The organism is Roseomonas gilardii (assembly GCF_001941945.1).
In the GTDB taxonomy this organism is placed as follows: Bacteria; Pseudomonadota; Alphaproteobacteria; order Acetobacterales; family Acetobacteraceae; genus Roseomonas.
Map to the genome: position 1 here is coordinate 717130 of NZ_CP015583.1, position 21861 is coordinate 738990.

A 21861-nucleotide genomic window follows, 5' to 3' on the forward strand; every position below is an offset into this window, starting at 1 on the left:
GCGTGACAATAGCGTGCCAGGGAGGTTTCAAGGGAGGTGCCGGGGGCACGGCCCGGCCGGCTGTCGCCGTAGGATGCCGCGCCGCAACAGAATGCTCCGCTCGGCAAAGGCCCTGACACATTCCTGAGACCCGACAATGCCATGACCCGTTTTCCACTGGGGAGGTGGGCCCGACGGCCCGCGCCATGCCGATGCCGCATTCCGTCACATTTCCTCACCGCATCAGGTAGAAGCTGCCCGTGATGCTGATCGACCTTCCCCATATCCTCCTGGCCATTGCCGCGCTCCTGGTGGTGGTGAGCGCCGTTCAGCCCCTGGCGAAGCGGTTGATGCTTTCCGACACGGTGCTGCTGGCGGTGGTGGGAACCGTGCTGGGCGGCGGGGCCGCCTATCTGATGGAACAGCGGGTGAACAAGGCGATCGACGACGTCGCCGGCACGCTGATCAACTTCCCGGTGAACGCGGAGGTCTTCCTCTTCATCTTCCTGCCGCTGCTGGTTTTCCACGGCGCCCTGTCCATCGATGTGCGGCGCCTGGCGCGCGACGCGGCGCCGGTGCTGGTGCTGGCGGTGGTGGCGGTGCTGGTGACCACGGCGGCGATCGGCTTCGCGCTGGCCCCCATCGCGGGCGTGCCGCTGGCCTCCTGCCTGCTGCTGGGCGCCATCGTGGCCACCACCGACCCCTCGGCGGTGGTGGGCGTCTTCCGCGACATCGGCGCCGACAGCCGGCTGACCCGGCTGGTGGAGGGCGAGAGCCTGCTGAACGACGCGGCGGCCATCTCGATCTTCACCATCCTGCTGGCGCAGATCGTCGGGCACCACGAGCCGGACTGGATCGCCGGGGGCGTGACGCTGGTGGTCTCCTTCGTGGAGGGGCTGGCGGTCGGCTTCCTCTTCGCGCGGGCCATGCTCTTCGTCATGCCGGTGCTGGGCGGCAACCGGGCGGCCGAGGTGACGATGACGCTCGCACTGCCCTATTTCGCCTATATCCTCTGCGACGAGGTGCTGGGCGCCTCCGGCGTGGTGGCGGCGGCGGCGGCGGGGCTGACGGTCAGCGCCATCGGCCCCTCCACCTTCCGGCCGCAGAGCTGGTCCTACATCACCGATGTCTGGGGGCAGCTCGCCTTCTGGGCCAGCTCGCTGGTCTTCGTGCTGGCCTCCATGCTGGTGCCCAGGCTGCTGCTGGGCCTGACGCAATGGGACCTGGTGCTGATCGGCGTGGTGGTGCTGGCCGCGACCGTGGCCCGGGCCGTGGTGCTGTTCGGCCTGCTGCCGGTCCTGCGCTGGCTCGGCATCTCGCAGCGCATCCCCATGCGCTTCAAGGTCACCATCCTCTGGGGTGGCCTGCGCGGCGCCATCACCCTGGCCCTGGCCCTGTCGGTGACCGAGCATGTCGGCGTGCCGGCGGCGACGCAGCGCTTCATCACCATCCTGGCCACCGGCTACGTGCTCTTCACCCTTTTGGTGAACGGCACCACGCTGCGCTTCCTGGTGCGGGCGCTGAAGCTCGACCAGCTCTCGCCCACCGACCAGGCGCTGCGCAACCAGGTGGTGGCCATCGGGCTCGGCGAGGTGCGCGACCGGCTGCGCGACACGGCGCGCGACTTCGGCTTTTCCCCCCAGGCCTGCGCCCATGTGCTCGACATGTACGAGCGCCGGGTGAAGGTCGAGACCGCCGCCAACACCTTCGACACGGCGATCGGCGACCGCGACCGGGTGACGCTGGGCCTGATCACCTATGCCTCGCAGGAGCGCGCCATCCTGCTGGAGATCTTCAAGGACCAGGGCCTGTCCCGCCGGGTCATGGAGAACCTGCTCTGGACCGCGGAGAGCATGATCGACGGTGCCCGCTCCGAGGGCCGGCTCGGCTATATCCAGGCCGCGCGGCGGCGGCTGCGGCCGACGCTGCGCTTCCGGGCGGCGCAGTGGCTGCACCGGAACTTCCGCATCGACACGCCGCTGATGCACTGCATGGCCGAGCGTTTCGAGACCCTGCTGCTCACGCATCTGGTCTCCGTCGCCATGTCGCGCTTCATGCGCCGCCGCATGGAGCCGGTGCTGGGCACCCGCGTGACCGAGGTGGTGGGCGACATCGTCGGACGGCGGGAGGACCTGCTGGCCGATGCGATGGACACGCTGCGCCTGCAGTATCCCGGCTATGCCGAGGCGCTGGAAAGCCGGATGCTGCGCCAGATCGGGCTGCGGCAGGAGGCGGACGAGTATGTCAGCCTGCGCAACGAATCCCTGATCGGCGAGGAGCTCTACGAGGAGCTGATCCGTTCGCTGGAGGAGGCGCGGCGCCATATCGGCCGGCCGCTGAAGTTCAACCTGCAATCCGGGCTCGACACGCGGATCAAGGATTTCCCCGTCTTCATCGGGTTGCAGGAAGCGGTGCTGCACGACGTCGCCATCAGCATGACGGTGCGTTTCACCGTGCCGGGCGAGCGCATCTACCGCCCGGGGCAGAAGGCACACGCGGTCTATTTCATCAGCTCCGGCGAAGTCGAGTTCCTGCAGGACGGCCAGGAGGTCCGGCTGGGCCCGAACGAGTTCTTCGGCGAGCACGAGCTGATCCATGGCGGCCGCCGCAAGGCCCGCGCGCGGGCCAGCAGCTTCTGCCACCTGCTGGAGCTGAGCGCCGCCGACTTCCAGCGCCTGATCCTGGACGCGCCGCAACTGGTGGGCCGCTTCGAGCGACTGGCCAGCGACCGCCTGCCCTCCCGGGATGTGGAGGCGGAGGTGGAGCAGAACGAGGAGGGGGACGAGGCGGAGATGCGTTACGTGACCGCCACGCCCGAGCCGCCCTTCCGCATCGCCGACGAGACGCGGGACCGGGTCTCCGAGGAGCGCTGAGGGGCCGTCCCACTCTCTGGAGCCGGCGGGACTATCCTCCCGGCCACTCGATCTCCGCCAGGACAGGCAGGTGGTCGGAGGCTTCCCGGGCGGCGGGGTCGGTCCAGCTCCGGCGCAGGAGTTGGCGCGGGCGGCCGTAGATCCGGTCCAGCGCGAGCAGCGGGCGCCGCACCGGGAAGGTCCTCTCCCGCGTGCGGACCGGAAGGATGCCGAGGAAGGCGCGATCCACGGCGCCGCGCCAGCTCCATTCGTTGAAGTCGCCCATGGCCAGAGCGGGGCCTTCCACCTGTCGCGCCAGACCGGCCAGGACCCGCGCCTGATGCCGCCTCTCGCGCCCCTGCAGCCCGAAATGCGCCGAGAAGACATGCAGCGGGCCACCGGCGAGATCCAGCACCGCCGAGATCACCGCGCGCGGCTCGCGCCCCGGCAGGGAGGCATCGTGCACGGCGGCCTCGCGCAGGGGCAGGCGGCTGATCAGCATGTGGCCGTAGCTGCCCCCGGCCTCGCGCAACGTGGCGGCCTCCACCGCCTGTCCGCCCAGGGCCTCGCGCAGCAGGCGGAAGGGTTCCTCGCCATCGTGACGGTTGCGGCCCTCCACCTCCTGCAAGGCGACCAGGTCGGGCGCGTGGCGCCGCACCAGGGCGATGACGCGGCCGAGGTCGTAGCGTCCGGCGGGGCAGATGCCGGCATGGATGTTCCAGCTCATGACCCGCAGGCCGCCCGGCGGTACGGGTGATGGCGGCGGGGCCTTGCGGTGCGGCAAGCTCAGCCCTCGTGCCGCAGGCGCCGGACGAGGCGCTGGAGGCCCCAGGTGACGCCCGCCCAGACAACCATCAGGCCGAGCAGCAGCGCCACGTTCTCCACCGTCGGGTGTTCCAGGATGCGGGTCATCCGGTCGCCCAGCGCCGACATCAGCACCACGCCCGGCAGCAGGCCCAGGAAGGTGCCGGCCATGTAGTCGAAGAATCGGATGCGCATCGCCCCGGCGACGAGGTTGACCAGGGTGAACGGCGCCACCGGCAGCAGGCGGATGGCGGTGACCGCCATGATGCCGTTGCGCGCCACGCTCTGGCTGACGCGGTTGATGCGCGGCCCCAGGAAGCGCCGCAGCAGGTCCGGCCCCATGCGCCGGCCCAGGCCGTACATGGCCGCGGCGCTGAGCATGGCGCCGCCGGTGGCGTAGCCCAGCCCCGGCCAGGTGCCGAAGGCGGCGGCGGTGGCGATGATCAGCACGTTGACCGGGAAGGCCAGCAGGCCCAGCAGCAGGAAGAGGCCGATGGCGGCGAGGGGCCCCCAGCCGCCGCCTTCGTCCAGCATGGCGCGGATGGCGGAAGGGGAGACCAGCTCCGCCAGCGGCGTGTAGCGCCAGAGCAGGCCGATGGCCGCGAGCGGCAGCAGGACGAGCAGCGCCTTGAGCAGCAGCGGCCAGGGCCGGCCGCCGGGATTGCCGGGGGCGAAGTCGGCGAAGAACTCCTCCGCCCCGATCGGGCGGTGCGGGTCGGCGGCCGCTTCCAGCGAGGGCACGCGCTCGTGCCGCTTCAACTCGCCATCCTCGATGGGACGCAGGGAATGCTCCCCACCATTCAGGGCATCCACGGTGGCGAACAGCGCGCCACGATCATCCAGGGCGGCCGTCACCGTGTCCTCCGTGGCGCCCAGATGCTCGCCCAGCAGGCGCCCCAGGGCGCGCCGCACGGCTCCGCGCCCGGCCTCGTCCCCGGCGTCCAGGATCAGGTCGCATTCCGTGTCCGTGCCCATGGAGCGGTTGCAGAGGTTGGAGGAACCGACGCGCAGCAGCCGGTCGTCGATGACCATGACCTTGGCATGCACCATGACTTCGTGTGCGGTCCTCGCCCCCTGCACATGCGGGAAGACCAGCCGGACGCGCCCCTCCATGCCGGCGCGGCGGATGGCGCGCATGAAGCGGATGCGCCCGGCCAGCATGGTGCGGTGCTCCAGCCAGGTGTGGTGCGTCTTCGGGCAGACCAGCAGGATCTGGAGATCCGGCCGCTGCTTCAGGCGGCGGATGAAGGCGCGGGCGATGGTGCCGCAGGTGAGGAACTGGTTCTCCGCGTAGATCCAGCGTTCCGCCGTGGCGATGGTGTCGAGGTAGAGCTGCCGGATCTCGCGGATGGCGGGCTGGCGGTGCCCGTCGCGATCCTCCATGGCGGGCTCGGTGCGGGCGATGCCCAGGGCGATGTCGCGGAAATCCGGCGCCACGCCTTCCGGCCAGGGATCGTGCCGGGCGGGTGGGGCGGGCGGCAGCTCTTCGCAGGCACCGCGCGCCCAGCGGCGGCGCACCAGCTCCGCCAGGGCGGCGGCGGCGGGGCCGTCCACCAGCATCTGCACGTCGTGGAAGGGGGGATAGGGCACGCCGCCGGGATCGACGCGCAACGGGTTGTCCGGGTCGTGCTCCGCCGTGTCCCAGCGGCGGATGGTCAGGTCCAGCCCGCCGGCGAAGGCGATGGCGCCGTCCACCACCACGATTTTCTGGTGATGGGAGGCGCCGAAGGGAACGGTGTCATCCAGGCAGAGCTCGACATTCGGCGGCGTGTTCCAGCGCAGCGCCAGCACCGGCAGCAGTTCGCGCTCCATGGCGTAGAGGACGGAATAGTCCCAGAGGAGCAGATGGACCCTGAGGTCGGGATTGCGCTCGGCCAGGGCGCTCAGGAAGGGGCCGAGCGTTTCCGGAAGCCCGTCCTCCACCCGGCCGGAGGGGCCCACCAGCGGCGTGCGGCTGTCGATGTCCCAGCCGACGATCTGGATGCTGTGCCGTGCGTTGCGGAGCGCCCGGCGCAACGCGTCGTAGTACGGTGCGGCATCCGGCAGCAGCGTGGCCCGTTCCGCGCGCGCCAGCCGCCAGAGATTGCGGCCGGGCTGAAGGAGCGCCACGCGTTCCGACAGCATCGCCGGCCGCCATCGCCTGATCGCCCTGATGTCACCCACCCGCAAGCCACCTGCCATATCCGAACCGAGGCCCTAACGCGGCGAGGGCGGGTCCGTTTTGCATTGCGGGAGCCCTGCGCCGCGGGCCCGCGCGTGCCGGACCCACCCGTTACAAGTTATGGTTGGGGAAACCGGCGATCAATCCGTTGCCGGATGGCCGCTCGCGCCACGGCGGGGCTCGGTGGACCGGAGGCCGGAGCCTCAGTCCGCCCGGTACTGGGCCGGGTCGGAGATGCCCATCTCGTGGCCCTTGCGGTCGAAGGCTTCCTCATAGACCACCGCCAGCCGGGTCTTCACCTCGCCATCGGCGTAGTGCTGGCCGCTCGGCTCGCTGGCGCGCGGCGCCTCGGCGCCCAGGGAGACCAGATAGAGGCCCTGGGCCCGCAGACCCTCGGCATGCATGGCTTCCACGTTCAGCCGCGTCTCCGCCTCGCCCAGCTTCTCCCGCAGCCCCGCTAGTTCCTCCCGCAGCGCGGTGATCTCGCGCGCTTGGGCCGCCATGCGGGTCTTCCCGGAGGCCAGTTCGTCCTTCTGGCTGCTGGCCTGCATCCGCAGCCGGACCACTTCGTCCGCCAGCCGCAGGCTCATGCTCTCCAGCTCGTCGATCGTCGCCGCCGGGGCATGGGCGAGGGCGACGAGGGGGGGCGGGATGGGCATGCGGTCCTCCTGGCTTTTCCTGGGGGCTTTTCCCGGGGCTTGTCCCGGGCGCTTCTTCCCGGGTCCGGCCGGTTAGGCGGGCCAGGCGGCAGGATTATGGCCGCTTCCCGCCGGAGGATCGAGAAAGGTGCGATTTCCGCGCCCTGGCCGCCGCTTCCGGCTGTCCGGGGCGGGTGGCGGGCGTTTCAGGCGGCGGCCCGCGTCTCCGCCTCGCCCACCAGGCTGCGCCCCACCGCCTCGGCGATGCGGATTCCGTCCACCCCGGCGGACAGGATGCCCCCGGCATAGCCCGCGCCCTCGCCGGCCGGGAACAGGCCGCGGGTGTTCAGGCTCTGCAGGTCCTCGCCGCGCCGGATGCGGAGCGGGGAGGAGGTGCGCGTCTCCACCCCGGTCATCACCGCATCCTCCATGGCGAAGCCCGGGATCTGGCGGGCAAAGGCGGGCAGGGCCTCGCGGATCGCCGCCACCGCGAAATCCGGCAGGCAGAGCGAGAGGTCGGTGGGCGTCACGCCGGGTCTGTAGGACGGGACGACGGCGCCGAGTTCCGTGGAGGGGCGCCCGGCCAGGAAATCGCCCACGCGCTGGGCCGGGGCGGCATAGGTGCCGCCGCCCGCCTGGAAGGCCAGGGATTCCCAGTGGCGCTGGAACTCGATGCCGGCCAGCGGCCCGCCCGGATAGTCCTCGGGGTTGATGCTGACCACGATGCCGGAATTGGCGTTCCGCTCGGCCCGCGAATACTGGCTCATCCCGTTGGTCACGACACGGCCGGGTTCCGAGGTCGCGGCCACCACCGTGCCGCCGGGGCACATGCAGAAGGAATAGACCGCCCGCCCGTTGGCGGCGTGGTGAACCAGCTTGTAGTCCGCCGCCCCCAGGGTCCTGTGCCCGGCGAAGGGGCCGAAGCGGGCCCGGTCGATCAGCGACTGCGGATGCTCGATCCGCACGCCGAGGGAGAAGGGCTTGGGCTCCATGTAGACGCCGCGCTCGTGCAGCATGGCGAAGCTGTCGCGGGCGCTGTGGCCCAGGGCCAGCACCACATGGTCGGCGCGGATGCGCTCGCCGTCCTGGAGCGCCACGCCGCGGACCCGGCGCGTGCCGTCGGCTGCGGTCTCGATCTCCAGATCCTCGACCCGCGCGCCGAAGCGGTACTCGCCGCCCAGGGATTCCACCGTCTCACGGATGCTCTCGACCATGGTGACGAGGCGGAAGGTGCCGATATGCGGCTTTGAGACGAACAGGATCTCCTCCGGCGCCCCCGCCTTCACGAACTCCTCCAGGACCTTCCGGCCGAGATTCTGCGGGTCCTTGATGCCGGAATAGAGCTTGCCGTCGGAGAAGGTGCCCGCCCCGCCCTCGCCGAACTGCACGTTGCTTTCCGGCGTCAGAGCCGATTTGCGCCAGAGCGCCCAGGTGTCCTTGGTGCGCTCCCGCACCACCTTGCCGCGCTCCAGGATGATGGGGCGGAAGCCCATCTGCGCCAGGATCAGCCCGGCCATCAGCCCGCAGGGGCCGGCGCCGATCACCACCGGGCGGTTGGCGAAGCCCTCCGGCGCCCGCGCCACGAAGCGGTAGCGCGTGTCCGGCGCCGGGGCGACATGGTGGTCCCGGGCGAAGCGGCGCAGCACGGCGGCCTCGTTCCGCAACTCCACGTCCAGCGTATAGACCAGCAGGATCTGCGACTTCTTGCGCGCGTCATAGCCGCGCCGGGCCACGGTGAAGCCTAGCAGGTCCCCCTCCGGCACGCCGAGGCGGCGCAGCAGCGCGGCACGCAGGGCGGGCTCGGGATGGTCCAGGGGCAGGCGGAGCTCGGTCAGGCGCAGCATGTCGGCGGCAGGATGCGGGTCATCCGGGGACAGATAGGTCGCGCCACCGCGCGCACCAAGCCGGAGAAACGTCGCCCGCGCCATGCGCCCGATGCGCGGCGGGCGGGAAGGGGGGCGTCCGCCCCCGCTCATCCCGTGTCCCCAGGTGGCTGTCCTCAGGCGGCCGAGGCGGCCCGGAGCTGCCGCAGCACCTTGGCCACCGCCTGCGCGGCCTGCTCGATCTCGGCATCGCCATGCAGGGGGGTGGGGGTGAAGCGCAACCGCTCCGTGCCGCGGGGAACGGTCGGGTAGTTGATCGGCGTCACGTAGAGGCCGTGCTCCTCCAACAGGAGGCGGCTGACCTCGCGGCACAGGGCGGCGTCGCCGACCCGCACCGGCACGATATGGCTCATCGAGGGCATGGGCTCGACCCCGGCCGCGCGGAAGGCCGATTTCAGCCGGGCCGCCCGTTCCTGGTGCCGCTCCCGCAGCGCCGTGGCACCCTTCACATGGCGCACCGAGGCCAGGGCGGCGGCGGCGATGCAGGGCGGCATGGAGGTGGTGAAGATGAAGCCCGAGGCGGAGGAGCGCAGCCAGTCGATCACCGCCGCGTCGCCCGCCACATAGCCGCCATGGCAGCCGAAGGCCTTGCCCAGCGTGCCCTGGACGATGTCGATGCCGTCCAGCACCCCGTCCCGCTCCGCCACGCCCGCGCCATGCTCGCCATACATGCCGACGGCATGCACCTCGTCGAGATAGGTGAGCGCCCCGTGCCGGCGGGCGACGGCGATGATGTCCGCCAGCGGGCCGATATCCGCGTCCATGGAATAGACGGATTCGAAGGCCACCAGCTTGTTCACGCCCGGCTCGGCGCGGGCGAGCAGCTCGTCCAGATGGGCCACGTCGTTGTGGCGCCAGATCGCCTTCCGGGCGTTCCTCATGCCCGCGATCATGGAGGCATGGTTCTTCTCGTCCGAGAAGACCTGCCAGTTGCCGCCCATGCTGGCCAGGATGGTGCCCAGCGCGGCCTGGTTGGCGACATAGCCGGAGGTGAAGACCAGCGCCGCCTCCTTCCGGTGCAGCGTGGCCAGCTCGGCCTCCAGCGCCACGTGATAGGGCGTGTTGCCGGAAATGTTGCGGGTGCCGCCGGAGCCGACGCCGTGCTCCTCCACCGCCCGCTTGGCGGCTTCCGCCAGGATGTCCGAGCCACCGAGGCCGAGGTAGTCGTTGGAGGACCAGACCAGCACCTCCCGCCCATCCGGCAGGGTGTAGCGGGGGAAGCCCTGGCGCGACTTGCTGAGGTCGGCAAAGGTCCGGTAGCGCCCCTCGGCCTTCATCTGGGCGAGTTCGCGGCGGCAATGATCGTGAAAGGCGTGCATGGCGTCTCCGCGACAGGCGGGAGGGTATAAGGGAGCGACCTACTCCCGCCGCAACAGCCCGTCCACGATGCGGTCGGCCCAGGGGCGGGAGGTGTAGGACCGGCGAAGCGCGGCCTCGTCGTAATCCTCGCGCAACCAGTCGAGGAAGGGCTTGGGCGCGGCTTTCGCATAGAGCCGGAAGAAGGCGTCGAGAATCCCGGTCTTGCTGGCGGAGATATGCCCCCAGCGCAGGGAGAGCTGCGCCATCGCCTCCTCGGGCGAACGTCCCTGCAGCAGCAGCCAGAGCCCCGCCGCGAGGCCGGTGCGGTCGGCGCCGGACTTGCAGTGGATCAGCACCGGTTCCTCGATCCGCCCGAAAAGTTCCGCCAGGCGCAGGATGCGCTCCTTGTGCGGGGCGCCCCGGCTCTCGAAGGGAGCATCGTAATGCGCCAGGCCCAGGTGTTGCGCGGCCTCCCGCGACAGGGCGTCGGAGCCGCATTCCACCCGCTGCCCCCGGAGGTTGACCACGGAGCGCAGGCCGAAGCGCCGCATGGCCCGGGCGAGCTGCCAGGGCTGTGGATGGTTGGAGCGGTACAGGCGGCCCGGCTCGACCACGCCCCAGTTCCGCCAGCCGATGCGCAGGATGGAGTGGTCGTGCAGGAGGCTGTCCGCCCAGGCGGCGCGCCGCCCAGCGGGGGTGGAGGGATCTTTCGGCACGCCGTGGGTATGGCGTCGCGCCCGGGCCAGGACAAGCGGCAGGGGCAGGGTGGAAACGCGGGGCTGCAACCCCGCGCCGGGGCGGGCCGGCGGCTGGGCAACGGAGCCCTGCCCGGGCGCGTTAGGGGGACGGGGCCAGAAAAGAGCCAGAAAAGGGAAAGCAAGGAAGACGCCATGAGCAATGCCCATCTCCCCCCGGTGCCGCCGGAGAACCGCAGCCCGCATGGCGGCAGCAATGCCGGAAAGGGCGAGATCTCCTCGAAGGAGGCCAAGGCCAACGCCACGCAGCGCGACCCGGCGCAGCAGGGCCGCCAGGGCAACACGCATCAGAACACGACCCACCAGGGCTATCAGCAGGACCGGTGAGCATGTCCACCAGCAGGAAGACCGAGGAAGCCGACCGTTCCGGCGGTGGTCCCGGCAGCAGCCACCAGGGTGGCAGCCATGGCCATGCCACGCGCCATGCGGAGGAGCCCCGGCCCGGCGAGGCCACCAGTACGTCGCGGAGCCAGGTCTCCGGCGGCGGTGGCGAGGCGGACCGCCACCACAGTTCCGATCCGCGCCGCAAATAGCGGCGATAGGGGGCGGTGATGGTGACGGTGCGACGCACCATTCCCGCGACCGCCGGAGGGGCCTAAGTCAGGAGGATCGGGCCGGGGCGCCTCGCCCCGGTCCATACCCTTTTGACCAGGAAGCCCGATGAGCGATCCCCTCACGATCCTGGCCCTGTCCGGCAGCCTCCGGAAGGGCTCCTACAACACGGCACTGCTGCATGCGGCCGCGGAACTGGCGCCTTCTGGCACCACCGTGAGGATCTTCGACCTGTCCGAGATCCCGCTGTATAACGACGACGTCCGGACCCAGGGCTACCCGGCCCCGGCCGAGGCCCTGCGAAAGGCTGTCGCGGAGGCGGATGCGCTGCTCATCTCCACGCCGGAATACAACCGTTCCTTTTCCGGGATCATTAAGAACACGCTGGACTGGGTTTCGCGGCCGCCCGCACCGCCGGCCGCCGGCAAGGCGGCCTCGGTGATCGGCGCCGGGCCCGGAGCCCTGGGCACGGCGCTCGCCAACTACCAACTCCGGCAGGTGCTCTCGGTCATGGGCTGCCACGTCGTGCCCGGCGCCGAGGTGCTGGTCGGTGGCGCCGGCAGCAAGTTCGACGCGGAGGGGCGCCTGACCGACGAGGGCACCCGGAAGTTCCTGGGCGAGCATCTGGCGAAGCTGGCCGACCTGGCGCGCCGCCTGAAATAAGGCAGCCCGGGCCTCTTCAGGAGCAGGGGATCAGGGCCAGCGGACCTCGGGCGGCAGGGACATCAGGATCGCCTCGGTGTTGCCGCCCGTCTTCAGCCCGAACAGGGTGCCGCGATCGTGGATCAGGTTGAACTCCACGTAGCGGCCGCGCCGGACGAGCTGGTTCTCCCGCTCCTCCGGCGTCCAGGCCTCATGCATCCGCCGGCGCACGATGGCCGGATAGGCGGCGAGGAAGGCCTCGCCCACGTCGCGGGTGAAGGCGAAGTGATCCGGCAGCCGGTCCGCCGTGTCATCCCGCCCCAGCCAGTCGTAGAAGATCCCGCCCAGCCCGCGCGGCTCGTTGCGGTGCGGCAGGAAGAAGTACTCGTCGCACCAGGCCTTGAAGCGCGGGTAGTAGGCCGGGTCGTGCCGGTCGCAGGCGGCGCGGAAGGCCGCGTGGAAGCCCGCCGCGTCCTCCTGCGCCTCGGGCGCCTCCGGCACCATGGGCGTCAGGTCGCCGCCGCCACCGAACCAGCCCCGCGTCGTGGTGATGAAGCGCGTGTTCATGTGTGCCGCCGGCACGCGGGGGGAACGCATATGCGCCACCAGCGACACGCCGGTGGCCAAGAAGCGCGGGTCCTCCTCGGCACCGGGAATCGAGCGGCGGAATTCCGGCGAGAACTCGCCCCAGACGGTGGAGACGTTCACCCCCACCTTCTCGAACACCCGCCCTCGCATCACCGACATCACGCCGCCGCCGCCATCCGCGCGCTGCCAGGCGCGGCGCTCGAAGCAGCCGGGCGGCATGTCGGCATGCGGGCCGGCGGAGAGTTCCGTCTCGATGGCCTCGAAGGCGGCGCAGAGCCGGTCGCGCAGCGATTCGAACCAGGCGCGGGCGGGGGCGGCGAGGGGATGGCGCGACAGGGCGGCATCCGTCTCCCCGGTCCGGGCCTCGCCACGGGCCTCGGCGGCGCCATCCGGGCGGAGGCCGTCGGGCGGGATCTGTGTCATTTCGGCACCCCGATTGTGTCGGGCGTGGCAGGTGGCGTTGCCACCCGTCGCGCCACCGACTTATATGGTCGCAACAAGGGGGTGGAAACGGTGGCCTGTTGGGCCCCTTTCGCGTCCCCCCAATGTCTGAGGCCGGGTGCGCCCCCTGGGCGAGCCTGACAAGAGGACGAACGGCTGTCTGGTTTCCATGCCTTCCGGGGTGGGCGTGTCCAGAATGGGCATGCCCTCAGAATCGGGTGTCGCGGAACGGGCTGGCCGGGGCACAAGATCTGGCGACGTGGGACGACAAGACGCATGGCCGAGCAGATGGCGACCGCGGGTGTATCGGGGTCGATTCCCGGGCTGACGGGATCGGGCAAGACCCAGAGCGAACGTCCTGGCCTGTCGCCGCAAGGGGACCATTCCGGGGGGCGGCGCGACTTCCTCAAGCTGGTCACCGGCTCCTTCGCCCTGGTGGGCGCGGGCGCGATCGCCTGGCCCTTCATCAATTCCATGAACCCGGCGGCGGACACGCTGGCCCTGTCCACCACGGATGTGGATCTGGGGCCGGTGGCGGTGGGCCAGGCCATCACCGTGGTCTGGCGCGGCAAGCCGGTCTTCATCCGCCACCGCACGCCGGAGGAGGTGAAGGCCGCGGTGGACACGCCGATGTCGGCGCTGAAGGACCCGGCGACGGACCAGAGCCGGACCAAGCCGGGCAAGGAGCCCTGGCTGGTCGTGGTCGGCATCTGCACGCATCTCGGCTGCGTGCCGCTGGGGCAGAAGCCGACGGATGAGCGGGGGGCCTATGGCGGCTGGTTCTGCCCCTGTCACGGCAGCGTCTACGACACCGCAGGGCGGATCCGGCAGGGGCCGGCGCCGGCGAATCTGGTGGTGCCGCCCTATGCCTTCACCAACGACACCCGGATTCGCATTGGCTGAGGGGCTGTACGCCGGGACGAACCCGGCGACACCGCCTGTCCAGGATTGAGGAGGATCCCATGGCCGCCCCTGGCCTGATCGAGAGCGACGTCAAGAATCCGGTGCTGCGCTGGATCGACCAGCGCATGCCCATCTTCACGATGATGGAGAAGGAATACGGCTCCTTCCCCACGCCGCGGAACTTCAACTACCTCTGGAACTTCGGCGCCATGGCCATGGTGACGCTGGTGATCATGATCGCCAGCGGCATCTTCCTGGCGATGAACTACACGCCCAACGCCAACCTGGCCTTCGACAGCGTCGAGCGCATCATGCGCGACGTGAACTATGGCTGGCTGCTGCGCTACGCCCATGCCAACGGCGCCTCGATGTTCTTCATCGTGGTCTATGTCCACATCTACCGCGGCCTCTACTACGGCTCCTACAAGACGCCGCGCGAGCTGCTCTGGATCCTGGGCGTGGTGCTGTTCCTGCTGATGATGGCCACGGCCTTCATGGGCTACGTGCTGCCCTGGGGTCAGATGTCCTTCTGGGGTGCCACCGTCATCACCAACCTGTTCTCCGCCTTCCCGCTGGTGGGCGAGCACATCGTGACCTGGCTCTGGGGCGGCTTCTCCGTGGACAATCCCACGCTGAACCGCTTCTTCGCCCTGCACTACCTGCTGCCCTTCGTGATCGTGGGCGTGGTCTTCCTGCACATCGCGGCGCTGCACATCTCGGGCTCCAACAACCCGCTGGGCATCCAGCCCAAGGGGCCGCAGGACACGATCCCCTTCCACCCCTACTACACGGCCAAGGACAGCGTCGGGCTGGTCGTCTATTTCATCGTCTTCGCCGTGCTGGTCTTCTTCGCGCCGAACTACCTGGGCCATCCGGACAACTACATCCCGGCCAATCCGCTGGTGACGCCGGCGCATATCGTCCCGGAATGGTACTTCCTGCCCTTCTACGCCATCCTGCGCGCGGTCCCGAGCAAGCTCGGCGGCGTGCTGATGATGTTCAGCGCCATCGCGGTGCTCTTCATCCTGCCCTGGCTGGACGCTTCGCCGGTCCGCTCCATGCGCTTCCGACCGCTGGCCCGGCCCTTCTTCTTCGTCTGGGTGGTGAGTTTCTTCGTGCTGCTCTGGGTCGGCGGCAAGCCGCCGGAGGAGCCCTACGTGACCGTCGGCCGCGTCGCGGCGGCCTACTACTTCCTCTACTTCCTGGTGATCCTGCCACTGCTGTCGCGGCTGGAGAAACCCCTGCCGCTGCCCGAGAGCATCAGCCAGCCTGTGCTGCGGCGGGGCGGCGGCCCCTTGCCGGCCGGCGCCGCGGGCAAGCCGATGGAGAAGGCGTGATGATCCGTCGCCTCAAGCCCCTGGCCGGGCGCGTCGTCCTGGCATCCCTGCTGGCCCTGGGGCCGATGCTGGCTCCCCCGGCGGCCCGGGCCGCCGAAGGCGAGATCGAGCTCCCCAAGGCCGGCTTCTCCTTCAGCAGCCCGATCGGAACCTTCGACCGGGCCTCGTTGCAGCGGGGGGCGCAGATCTACATGCAGGTCTGTGCCAACTGCCACTCGCTGCACCAGCTCTACTACCGGAACCTGACCCAGATCGGCCTGCCGGAATCCATGGTGCAGGCCGCCGCCGCCTCGGTGGAGGTGCCCGGCGCGCCGGACGACAACGGCCAGGTGAACCCCCGGCCCGGCCGCCCGAGCGACCGCTTCCGCGCGCCCTTCCCGAACGAGAACGCCGCGCGCGTCGCCAACAACGGTGCCCTGCCGCCGGATCTCTCGGTGATCGCCAAGGCGCGGGAGGGCGGGGCGGACTACCTCCATGCCCTGCTGGTCGGCTATGCCGACCCGCCGGAAGGCGTGAACGTGCCGACCGGGATGCACTACAACAGGTACTTCCCCGGCCACATGATCGCCATGCCCAAGCCGCTGAACGAGGGGCAGATCGAGTTCGCGGACGGCACCAAGGCGACCGAGGACCAGATGTCGCGCGACGTCGCCACCTTCCTGGCCTGGGCCGCCGAGCCCAACCTGGAAACCCGCCGCGCCATGGGCATCAAGATCCTGATCTTCCTGGTCGTCCTGGGCGGCCTCGCCTATGCGGTGAAGCGCAGGGTCTGGGCCGACCTGCACTGAGGGCCATACCCGCCATGCCGGGAAACGGGCATGGTGGGGTCCGCCCGTGTTCCGGGAATCCCTCGCGGCCGCCTTGCGCGGCCGTTGCCCGTTTTCGAGAGGACGCAGCATGTCCGACCTGATCGAACCCGTGATCGGCGTGATCGGAGGCTCCGGCCTCTACGACATCGACGGGCTGGTGGAGCGCGAATGGCGCCGGGTGGAGAGCCCCTGGGGCGAGCCCTCCGACGAACTGCTCTTCGGCCGGCTCGACGGCGTGCGCTGCGTCTTCCTGCCGCGTCACGGCCGCGGCCACCGCGTGCCGCCGAGCGAGCTGAACTACCGCGCCAATATCGACGTGCTGAAGCGTGCGGGCGTGACGGAGATCCTGTCCGTTTCCGCCGTGGGCAGCCTGAACGGCGACCTGCCGCCCGGGCATTTCGTGATCGTGGACCAGTTCATCGACCGCTCCTTCGCCCGCAAGAAGACCTTCTTCGAGACCGGCTGCGTCGCGCATGTGTCGATGGCCCATCCCGTTTGCACCCGTCTCGGCGACGCGATGGAGGCGGCGGCGCGCGAGATCGGCATCCCGCACAAGCGCGGCGGCACCTATCTCGTGATGGAGGGTCCGCAATTCTCCACCAAGGCAGAGAGCGAGCTTTACCGCGCCTGGGGCTGCGACGTGATCGGCATGACCAACATGCCGGAGGCCAAGCTCGCCCGCGAGGCGGAGCTCTGCTACGCCACCGTCGCCATGGTGACGGATTTCGACTGCTGGCACCCGGACCATGACCACGTCACCGTCGATGCGGTGATCAAGATCATGCACAGCAATGCCGACAAGGCGCGGGCCCTGGTGAAGCAGGTGATCCCCTCGCTGGGTGCGCCGCGCGGCGCCTGCCCCTATGGCTGCGACCGGGCGCTGGAGATGGCGCTCGTCACCCCGCCGGAGAAGCGAGATCCGGCCCTGATGGCGAAGCTGGACGCCGTGGCCGGACGCGTGCTGGGCAAGGTCGCGTGATCGCGGTGCGGCCCGCGGCGCCGGGGGATGTCCCGGTGCTGGTCGCGCTGATGCGCCAGCTCAGCGGGCACGAGATCGCCCCGGCGATGATCGCCGGGCTGATCGCGCCGGAAAGCGGCCAGGCCGTGCTGGTGGCCGAGGAAGCGGGGCAGGTGCTGGGCGCCCTGGCCATGAACCAGTCCCCCATGCTGCACCGTCCGGCGCCGGACGCGCGGATCACCAGCCTTGTGGTGGATGAGGCCGCGCGGGGGCGCGGGGTTGGCCGCAGGCTGGTCGATGCGGCGCTGGAAACCGCCCGGGGCTGGGGCTGCGCGCGGCTGGAGCTCACGACGCGGAAGGGGCGCAACGACGCCCACGCCTTCTATCGCGCACTGGGCTTCGAGGACTCCTCGATCCGCTTCCATCAGGTCCTGGACTGAATTCCCGGCGCATCGCGCCGGGCCTTGACGATGAGGGGGGCGGCAAGGCCGCCCTTCCATCACTCGTCCGTGGGATGCCGCCGCCAGACGAGCGGCAGCGTCGCCAGGAACAGCACGCCCACCATCAGGAGCGGCGCGTCGCCGAAGCCCTGCGGGGAGGCCATCGGGATCCAGACCAGCAGTCCCAGCAGGATGAAGCAGAGGATGAAGCGCCCGATCATGCGTGCATGGCCTTGTCGAGGAAGATCCGGGTGCGCTCCGCCGCCACCGAGGCATTGGGCGCACTGAAGGAGGCGCGTTCCTCGCAGGCGAAGCCATGGCCCGCGCCGGGATAGACATGGACCTCGATCCCGGGCTGCGCGGCCCGGATGGCCTCCACATCGGTGAGCGGGATGCCGTGATCCTCGGCCCCGAAATGTAGCTGCACCGGGCAGTTCGGCACCGCCTCGCGGCTCGTCGCGATGCCGCCGCCGTAATAGCCCACCGCCGCCGAGAAGCCGGTCATGCGCGTCGCGCCCCACCAGGCGATGGTGCCACCCCAGCAATAGCCGACGATCCCGCGCCGGGCTCCCGCCGGCAGGGCATCGGCAGCGACCTGGATATCGGCCAGGACGCCTTCCTCCGGGATCTGCGCGCGCAGCGCCAGGCCGCGCTGGACGTCCTCCTTGGCGTAGCCGAGTTCCACGCCACGCTCGGCACGGTCGAACAGCGCTGGGCAGACCACCGCATAGCCCAGCGCCCCGAAATGGTCGCTGACATGGCGCATATGGCCGTTGACCCCGAAGATCTCCTGCACGACCACCAGCCCACGGGCGGCATCCTTCGGGCCGGTGCGGTAGGCGGAGAAGCGGTGCCCATCCCTGGCGGTCAGTTCGATCTGCATGTTGTGCGGTCCTGTCGCTCGGCCGGATGCCCGTACCACGCCGGGTGGCGCCATTCACTGCCAGTTTTGCGTGCTTTCGGGTCGCCTGTCACGGGCCCGACCGTCCCGGATCTGGCCGATTCCACGGCGCGGCCTGATCCTCTATCCTGCCCCGATGGGCGATATCGTGAATCTCCGTCAGGTCCGGAAGGCCAGGGACAAGGTGGAAAAGGAAGCGAGGGCCGCGGAGAACCGCATCCGCCATGGCCGCAGCGGCGCCAGCAAGGCGGCGGACCGGCTGGCCCGGGAAAAGCGGGAGGCGCTGCTGGACGGCGCCCGGCGGGAGGAACCCGGGCGGCCGGAGTGATGCCGCATGGGGCGCGGCAGGACCGCATGACCGGCCCTGTTCCATGCCAGGACCGGTCGCTTTCCCAGCGGAGGGCTGGTCCAGCCTGCTGTCAGCCCTTGCTGGACATGATGGTCTTGACCTCGTCCATCGCCTCGGTGAAGCGGCGGTTGAGCAGGTTCAGCGCCTCACCGTTCGACTTCTGGATCAGGTCGGCCAGTTCGCGGATGTTGGAAACCGCCCGCTCATAGGTGGCCTTCAGGATCTCCGCCTGCCGGGCGGCCTTCTCCTTCGGGTCGCCCTGCTCGGTGACGGAACGCATGGCGTCCGTCATCTCGGCCATGGACTGCTGCATGATCTCCATGTGCCGCTTGGCCACGGCCTGGGCCCCTTCGAGCGCCACGCGGTTCGCGGCGGACAGGGCTTCCAGGTTGCGCCGCTGCGCCGCCGCCAGACCTTCCAGGTCGGGCAGTGCGCCGAAGCGCATCTCGGAGAAGATCTTCATGGATTCGCGGAACGGATCCAGATCGCCCGGCGGAGTGGGGGACTTAGCCATGTTGTGGTTCCTCCTTCGGAAAGGGAGCGCGACAGCCAGGTCCGTCCAGAGATCGCGCTAACCCAGCATAGGGTCCGTGCCGGCCGGTGGCGATGGTGCTGCATCCCGGCCCGGAACGATTCCGGCATGACCGGCCGCGGAAAGATCGCCGTCATCCAGGCGCAGCGTGCGCGCGATCTGCTCCGCGCGGTCCAGCGCCTTGTCCAGCGCCGCCATGGTCGGTCCCAGATCCAGGCTGTTGTCGTCTGTCCAACTGCGGGAGGTCGCTAGCCAGACGCCCACGAGGCCCTGCACGCGCATCAGCCCGCGCGCGCCGGAGGTATCGACCTCCGCTCCTTCCAGCATCCAGGCCATGGAGGCCATCAGCAACGGCGAAAGCGAGAGGGCGAGAAGTGGGTGCCGGCGCAGATCGGCCTGGAGTCGCAGGATGCCCGCCCGGTGCGGCTGCAGCGCATCGAAGCGGCGCATCAGCAGGTCGAAGATCCGGTCGCGCGCCGCGCCGCCCTGGCCGGGGATGGTGGTGGAGAGCACCTGCCGGTCCACGGAGCGGGCATGGGCGGCCATCAGGGCCATCGGCGTGCCGTAGCGCGCCCGTAGCGAATCGAGGCCCACCCCGCTCTCGGCGGCGATGCGGCCGAAGGTCACGCCGTACCAGCCGCGCGTGGCCACGACCTGCCAGAGCGCATCGAGAACCCGTGCCTCGTCGAAGGTGGGGGAGGGGGGCGGGAGGAGGGGATCAACGGGATTCTGCATGGGCCCACAATTCGTCCTGCGCCGCCTGCGCGCCAAGCCCGGGATGCCCCGGCCCGTGCAGTCGTGAAGACCGGCTCCCCAGGTAGCAGGCACTCACGCGGACAGCTCGCGCGAGCGCGCCGTCGCGGCGGCGATGGCGCGGGAAACCAGCGCGGGCCAGGCATCCTCGGCCATCAGCACGGCCAGGGCCCGTTCCGTGGTGCCCTTCGGGCTGGTCACGTTGCGCCGGAGCACAGCGGCATCCTCCTGGCTGCGTGCGAGCAGGGACCCCGAGCCGGAGACCGTGGCGCGGGCCATGCGCCGCGCCAGCCCGGCGGGCAGGCCCTGTTCCAGCGCCGCCTTCTCCAGCAGTTCCGCCAGCAGGAAGACATAGGCCGGCCCGCCGCCCGAGACGGCGGTGACGGCATCGAGCTGCGATTCCTCCTCCACCCAGGCGACCTCGCCCACGGCGCGGAGCAGGGCATCCGCCAGGGATTTCTGTGCCTCCGTCACCCGCGCCCCGGCGAAGGCAACCGTGAAGCCCTGGCCGATCGCGGCCGGGGTATTGGGCATGGCGCGCACCACCGCGGCCTCGCCACCGAGCAGGCGCTCGATCCCGGCCTCCGTCTGGCCGGCCATGATGGACACGAAGACAGTCCCCGCCTTCGCGAAGCGGGCATAGGCAGGCAGGGTCTCGGACGCCATCTGCGGCTTCACCGCCAGCACCACGGCGGCGGGGCGGAATTCCGGTGGCAGGGCGCCGGGTTCCGGCAACAGGCGAAGCCCGGCCGGAACCTCGGAAGCATAGGGGTCCACGGCGAGGGCTTCGGAGATGCCGCGGGCCAGCCAGCCCGTCAGCATCGCCCCCCCCATCTTGCCATAGCCAACCAGCAGGACGGGCGGCAGCGCCTCGCTCATGGAACCTCCTTACGTCACGTCAGGCCTCCCCGAGGCAGTCGAGCATGGCGGCCTGCAGCGCATCCTCGGCGCCACGGCCGCCCCACAGCACGAGCTGGAAGGCCGGAAAGAAACGCTCGCATTCCGTCAGAGCGATGTCCACCATGTCCTCCAGGCTTTCCGCCGAGGCCCCGGGGGCGCCGCGCAGCAGCACCGAGTGCCGGAAGACCGGGGTGCCGTCGTCGCCCTCGATCCCGAAATGGCCGATCCAGAGCTTTTCATTGGCCAGGGCCAGCAGTTCGTAGAGCTTGCCACGGGCTTCGGGCGGCACCTTCATGTCGAAGGCGCAGGTGAAGTGCATGGCGCTGATTTCGGAAGACCACGCGAAATGCAACCCGTAGTCGCACCACTTCCCCGGGGCCTCGGCGGCCATTTCGCCGGAAGAGCGACGGTCGAACGCCCAGTCGTTGGCGACGACGATCTGCTCCATCACGTCGAGGGGATTGGACGCCTTCTCCCGGCGTCCGAGGGCGAGCGGAGCGGTCATGTGGCACCTCCTTCCCGTCCTGGCTGGGCCCTGACCACTGAGTCTAGATCAGACTCGCGGACCCAGCCCCTAGAGCTTGATATTGCGTTGCCATAACCCCGGAACGGCAAGGAATTTCTTCGGCGCCACCACCCACGACCGGGGATGTGTGGCGCCGCCGCCATTCCGCGTGCCGCCGGGGGAATGCCGGAGGGGCGCCTCAGTCGAGCGAGCCGGGTTCGCCGGGCCGGACCTTCGGTGCTTCCGGCTTCGGCTGGGCCTCGGCCTCGCTGGCACCGGCTGGGCCGCCCTGCGCCGGCCAGGCGGGGCCGGTGCCCGTGCCGCCGCTGCCCTTCAGAGTGTCGGCATCGGCCACCGAAGCCCCCACCTTCGCATCCGGGGGAGAAGCCGGGGTGCCCGACGTCATGCCAGCCACCAGCCTCTCCAACAGGGTCACCCGCGCGGCCAGGCCCTCGGCATCCTCCCGCGCCCGGCGCGCCAGCTCCATGACGGCGTCCAGATCCTCCCGACGCACCAGGTCCAGACGCTGCAACATGCTCTCGGCCTGGCTGCGGAACACCGCTTCGGCCTCGTTCCGCAGGCCGGTCAGGGCCGAGAAGGCGCCACCCGCCACGCCCGCGAGGTCGTCGAAGATCTTGCCGCCACGTCCGAAACCGGCGCCACCACCACCGGGACCACCACCGGGACCACCGCTGGGCCCGCCTTTGGGGCCATTGGCTCCGCCGAAGCCGCCGTCCTGATCCATCACCTGTCTCCCTTGCCGGGCCCGGCCCGCGCTGCCATCACGCAGTCCACATATGGGCCCCATATGGGGAAGGACGCCCCCTTCGTCCAATTTCCTTCAACGGGCCGTCCGGCCGGTGCTCCCCAGGGGAGTTCC

Annotated in this window: 24 protein-coding genes; 10 read left to right on the plus strand and 14 right to left on the minus strand. The window is 70.3% G+C overall.

From position 1 onward, the window contains the following. Positions 1-242: 242 nt before the first annotated feature. Entirely contained in the window at positions 243-2852 is a 2610-nt protein-coding gene (locus RGI145_RS03120; protein WP_075797197.1) for a cation:proton antiporter, read from the plus strand. Between the two features lie 31 nt (positions 2853-2883). Here the strand turns inward: RGI145_RS03120 and RGI145_RS03125 are convergent, their stop codons facing one another. The 6 genes from RGI145_RS03125 to RGI145_RS03150 all read right to left on the minus strand — a co-directional run bounded on the left by RGI145_RS03125 (position 2884) and on the right by RGI145_RS03150 (position 10332). Then, positions 2884-3558, minus strand: coding sequence for an endonuclease/exonuclease/phosphatase family protein (locus tag RGI145_RS03125; RefSeq protein ID WP_075797198.1), 675 nt, complete (start codon positions 3556-3558; stop codon positions 2884-2886). Positions 3559-3617: 59 nt separating this feature from the next. Beyond that, on the minus strand, positions 3618-5759 hold the full coding sequence (locus tag RGI145_RS03130) for a VTT domain-containing protein (RefSeq protein WP_075797199.1): 2142 nt from the start codon (positions 5757-5759) through the stop codon (positions 3618-3620). Positions 5760-5999: 240 nt separating this feature from the next. After that, on the minus strand, positions 6000-6455 hold the full coding sequence (locus RGI145_RS03135; RefSeq protein ID WP_075797200.1) for a hypothetical protein: 456 nt from the start codon (positions 6453-6455) through the stop codon (positions 6000-6002). Between the two features lie 185 nt (positions 6456-6640). After that, the gene (locus RGI145_RS03140) at positions 6641-8278 is read right to left on the minus strand and encodes an NAD(P)/FAD-dependent oxidoreductase (protein WP_075797201.1); all 1638 of its coding nucleotides are present in this window, start codon (positions 8276-8278) and stop codon (positions 6641-6643) included. 155 nt (positions 8279-8433) lie between these two features. Continuing rightward, positions 8434-9636, minus strand: coding sequence for a 5-aminolevulinate synthase (hemA, locus tag RGI145_RS03145; protein ID WP_075797202.1), 1203 nt, complete (start codon positions 9634-9636; stop codon positions 8434-8436). A gap of 39 nt (positions 9637-9675) precedes the next feature. Then, positions 9676-10332 (minus strand): tyrosine-protein phosphatase, encoded by a 657-nt coding sequence (locus RGI145_RS03150; protein ID WP_075799787.1) that lies wholly within the window; start codon positions 10330-10332, stop codon positions 9676-9678. Positions 10333-10506: 174 nt separating this feature from the next. On the opposite strand from RGI145_RS03150, the gene RGI145_RS03155 reads away from it, so the two are divergent. From RGI145_RS03155 to RGI145_RS03165, 3 genes are all read left to right on the plus strand, one after another. Then, positions 10507-10698, plus strand: a complete 192-nt coding sequence (locus RGI145_RS03155; protein ID WP_075797203.1) for a hypothetical protein — start codon at positions 10507-10509, stop codon at positions 10696-10698. Positions 10699-10700: 2 nt separating this feature from the next. Continuing rightward, the gene (locus RGI145_RS03160) at positions 10701-10904 is read left to right on the plus strand and encodes a hypothetical protein (RefSeq protein ID WP_075797204.1); all 204 of its coding nucleotides are present in this window, start codon (positions 10701-10703) and stop codon (positions 10902-10904) included. Positions 10905-11031: 127 nt separating this feature from the next. After that, the gene (locus RGI145_RS03165; RefSeq protein WP_075797205.1) at positions 11032-11586 is read left to right on the plus strand and encodes an NADPH-dependent FMN reductase; all 555 of its coding nucleotides are present in this window, start codon (positions 11032-11034) and stop codon (positions 11584-11586) included. Positions 11587-11616: 30 nt separating this feature from the next. Here the strand turns inward: RGI145_RS03165 and hemF are convergent, their stop codons facing one another. After that, positions 11617-12576, minus strand: a complete 960-nt coding sequence (gene hemF / locus RGI145_RS03170) for an oxygen-dependent coproporphyrinogen oxidase (RefSeq protein ID WP_237183189.1) — start codon at positions 12574-12576, stop codon at positions 11617-11619. A gap of 294 nt (positions 12577-12870) precedes the next feature. Here hemF and petA point away from each other — a divergent pair, with 294 nt between their 5' ends. The 5 genes from petA to RGI145_RS03195 all read left to right on the plus strand — a co-directional run bounded on the left by petA (position 12871) and on the right by RGI145_RS03195 (position 17041). Then, complete coding sequence (gene petA / locus RGI145_RS03175; protein ID WP_237183190.1) at positions 12871-13497, plus strand: ubiquinol-cytochrome c reductase iron-sulfur subunit; 627 nt, start codon at positions 12871-12873, stop codon at positions 13495-13497. Between the two features lie 59 nt (positions 13498-13556). After that, the gene (locus RGI145_RS03180; protein WP_075797206.1) at positions 13557-14834 is read left to right on the plus strand and encodes a cytochrome b; all 1278 of its coding nucleotides are present in this window, start codon (positions 13557-13559) and stop codon (positions 14832-14834) included. Beyond that, positions 14834-15622: a cytochrome c1 gene (locus tag RGI145_RS03185; RefSeq protein ID WP_075797207.1), complete on the plus strand. Its 789-nt coding sequence runs from the start codon at positions 14834-14836 to the stop codon at positions 15620-15622. Before RGI145_RS03180 ends, RGI145_RS03185 begins: the two co-directional genes overlap by 1 nt. A gap of 109 nt (positions 15623-15731) precedes the next feature. Then, positions 15732-16622, plus strand: coding sequence for an S-methyl-5'-thioadenosine phosphorylase (locus tag RGI145_RS03190; protein ID WP_075797208.1), 891 nt, complete (start codon positions 15732-15734; stop codon positions 16620-16622). Further along, the gene (locus RGI145_RS03195) at positions 16619-17041 is read left to right on the plus strand and encodes a GNAT family N-acetyltransferase (RefSeq protein ID WP_083670335.1); all 423 of its coding nucleotides are present in this window, start codon (positions 16619-16621) and stop codon (positions 17039-17041) included. Before RGI145_RS03190 ends, RGI145_RS03195 begins: the two co-directional genes overlap by 4 nt. 59 nt (positions 17042-17100) lie before the next feature. On the opposite strand, the gene RGI145_RS24905 is transcribed toward RGI145_RS03195, so the two are convergent. Continuing rightward, on the minus strand, positions 17101-17262 hold the full coding sequence (locus tag RGI145_RS24905) for a hypothetical protein (protein WP_156878413.1): 162 nt from the start codon (positions 17260-17262) through the stop codon (positions 17101-17103). Beyond that, positions 17259-17924, minus strand: a complete 666-nt coding sequence (locus tag RGI145_RS03200; protein ID WP_075797209.1) for a dienelactone hydrolase family protein — start codon at positions 17922-17924, stop codon at positions 17259-17261. The genes RGI145_RS24905 and RGI145_RS03200 overlap by 4 nt, the downstream gene beginning before the upstream one ends. Before the next feature lie 166 nt (positions 17925-18090). Between RGI145_RS03200 and RGI145_RS03205 the strand changes: the two genes are divergently transcribed. Then, positions 18091-18270, plus strand: a complete 180-nt coding sequence (locus tag RGI145_RS03205) for a DUF4169 family protein (protein WP_237183191.1) — start codon at positions 18091-18093, stop codon at positions 18268-18270. Positions 18271-18361: 91 nt separating this feature from the next. Here the strand turns inward: RGI145_RS03205 and RGI145_RS03210 are convergent, their stop codons facing one another. The 5 genes from RGI145_RS03210 to RGI145_RS03230 all read right to left on the minus strand — a co-directional run bounded on the left by RGI145_RS03210 (position 18362) and on the right by RGI145_RS03230 (position 21726). Then, a complete protein-coding gene (locus RGI145_RS03210) occupies positions 18362-18805 on the minus strand; it encodes a phasin family protein (protein ID WP_027282579.1) in 444 nt (147 codons plus the stop codon). A gap of 57 nt (positions 18806-18862) precedes the next feature. Continuing rightward, positions 18863-19558 carry a TetR family transcriptional regulator gene (locus RGI145_RS03215; RefSeq protein WP_075797211.1) on the minus strand — a complete coding sequence of 232 codons (696 nt, stop codon included), beginning with the start codon at positions 19556-19558 and terminating at the stop codon, positions 18863-18865. Between the two features lie 93 nt (positions 19559-19651). After that, on the minus strand, positions 19652-20455 hold the full coding sequence (gene proC / locus RGI145_RS03220; RefSeq protein WP_075797212.1) for a pyrroline-5-carboxylate reductase: 804 nt from the start codon (positions 20453-20455) through the stop codon (positions 19652-19654). 19 nt (positions 20456-20474) lie between these two features. Beyond that, positions 20475-20981, minus strand: coding sequence for a type III secretion system chaperone family protein (locus RGI145_RS03225; protein WP_027282576.1), 507 nt, complete (start codon positions 20979-20981; stop codon positions 20475-20477). 199 nt (positions 20982-21180) lie between these two features. Next, positions 21181-21726 carry an accessory factor UbiK family protein gene (locus tag RGI145_RS03230; protein WP_075797213.1) on the minus strand — a complete coding sequence of 182 codons (546 nt, stop codon included), beginning with the start codon at positions 21724-21726 and terminating at the stop codon, positions 21181-21183. Positions 21727-21861: the final 135 nt, after the last annotated feature.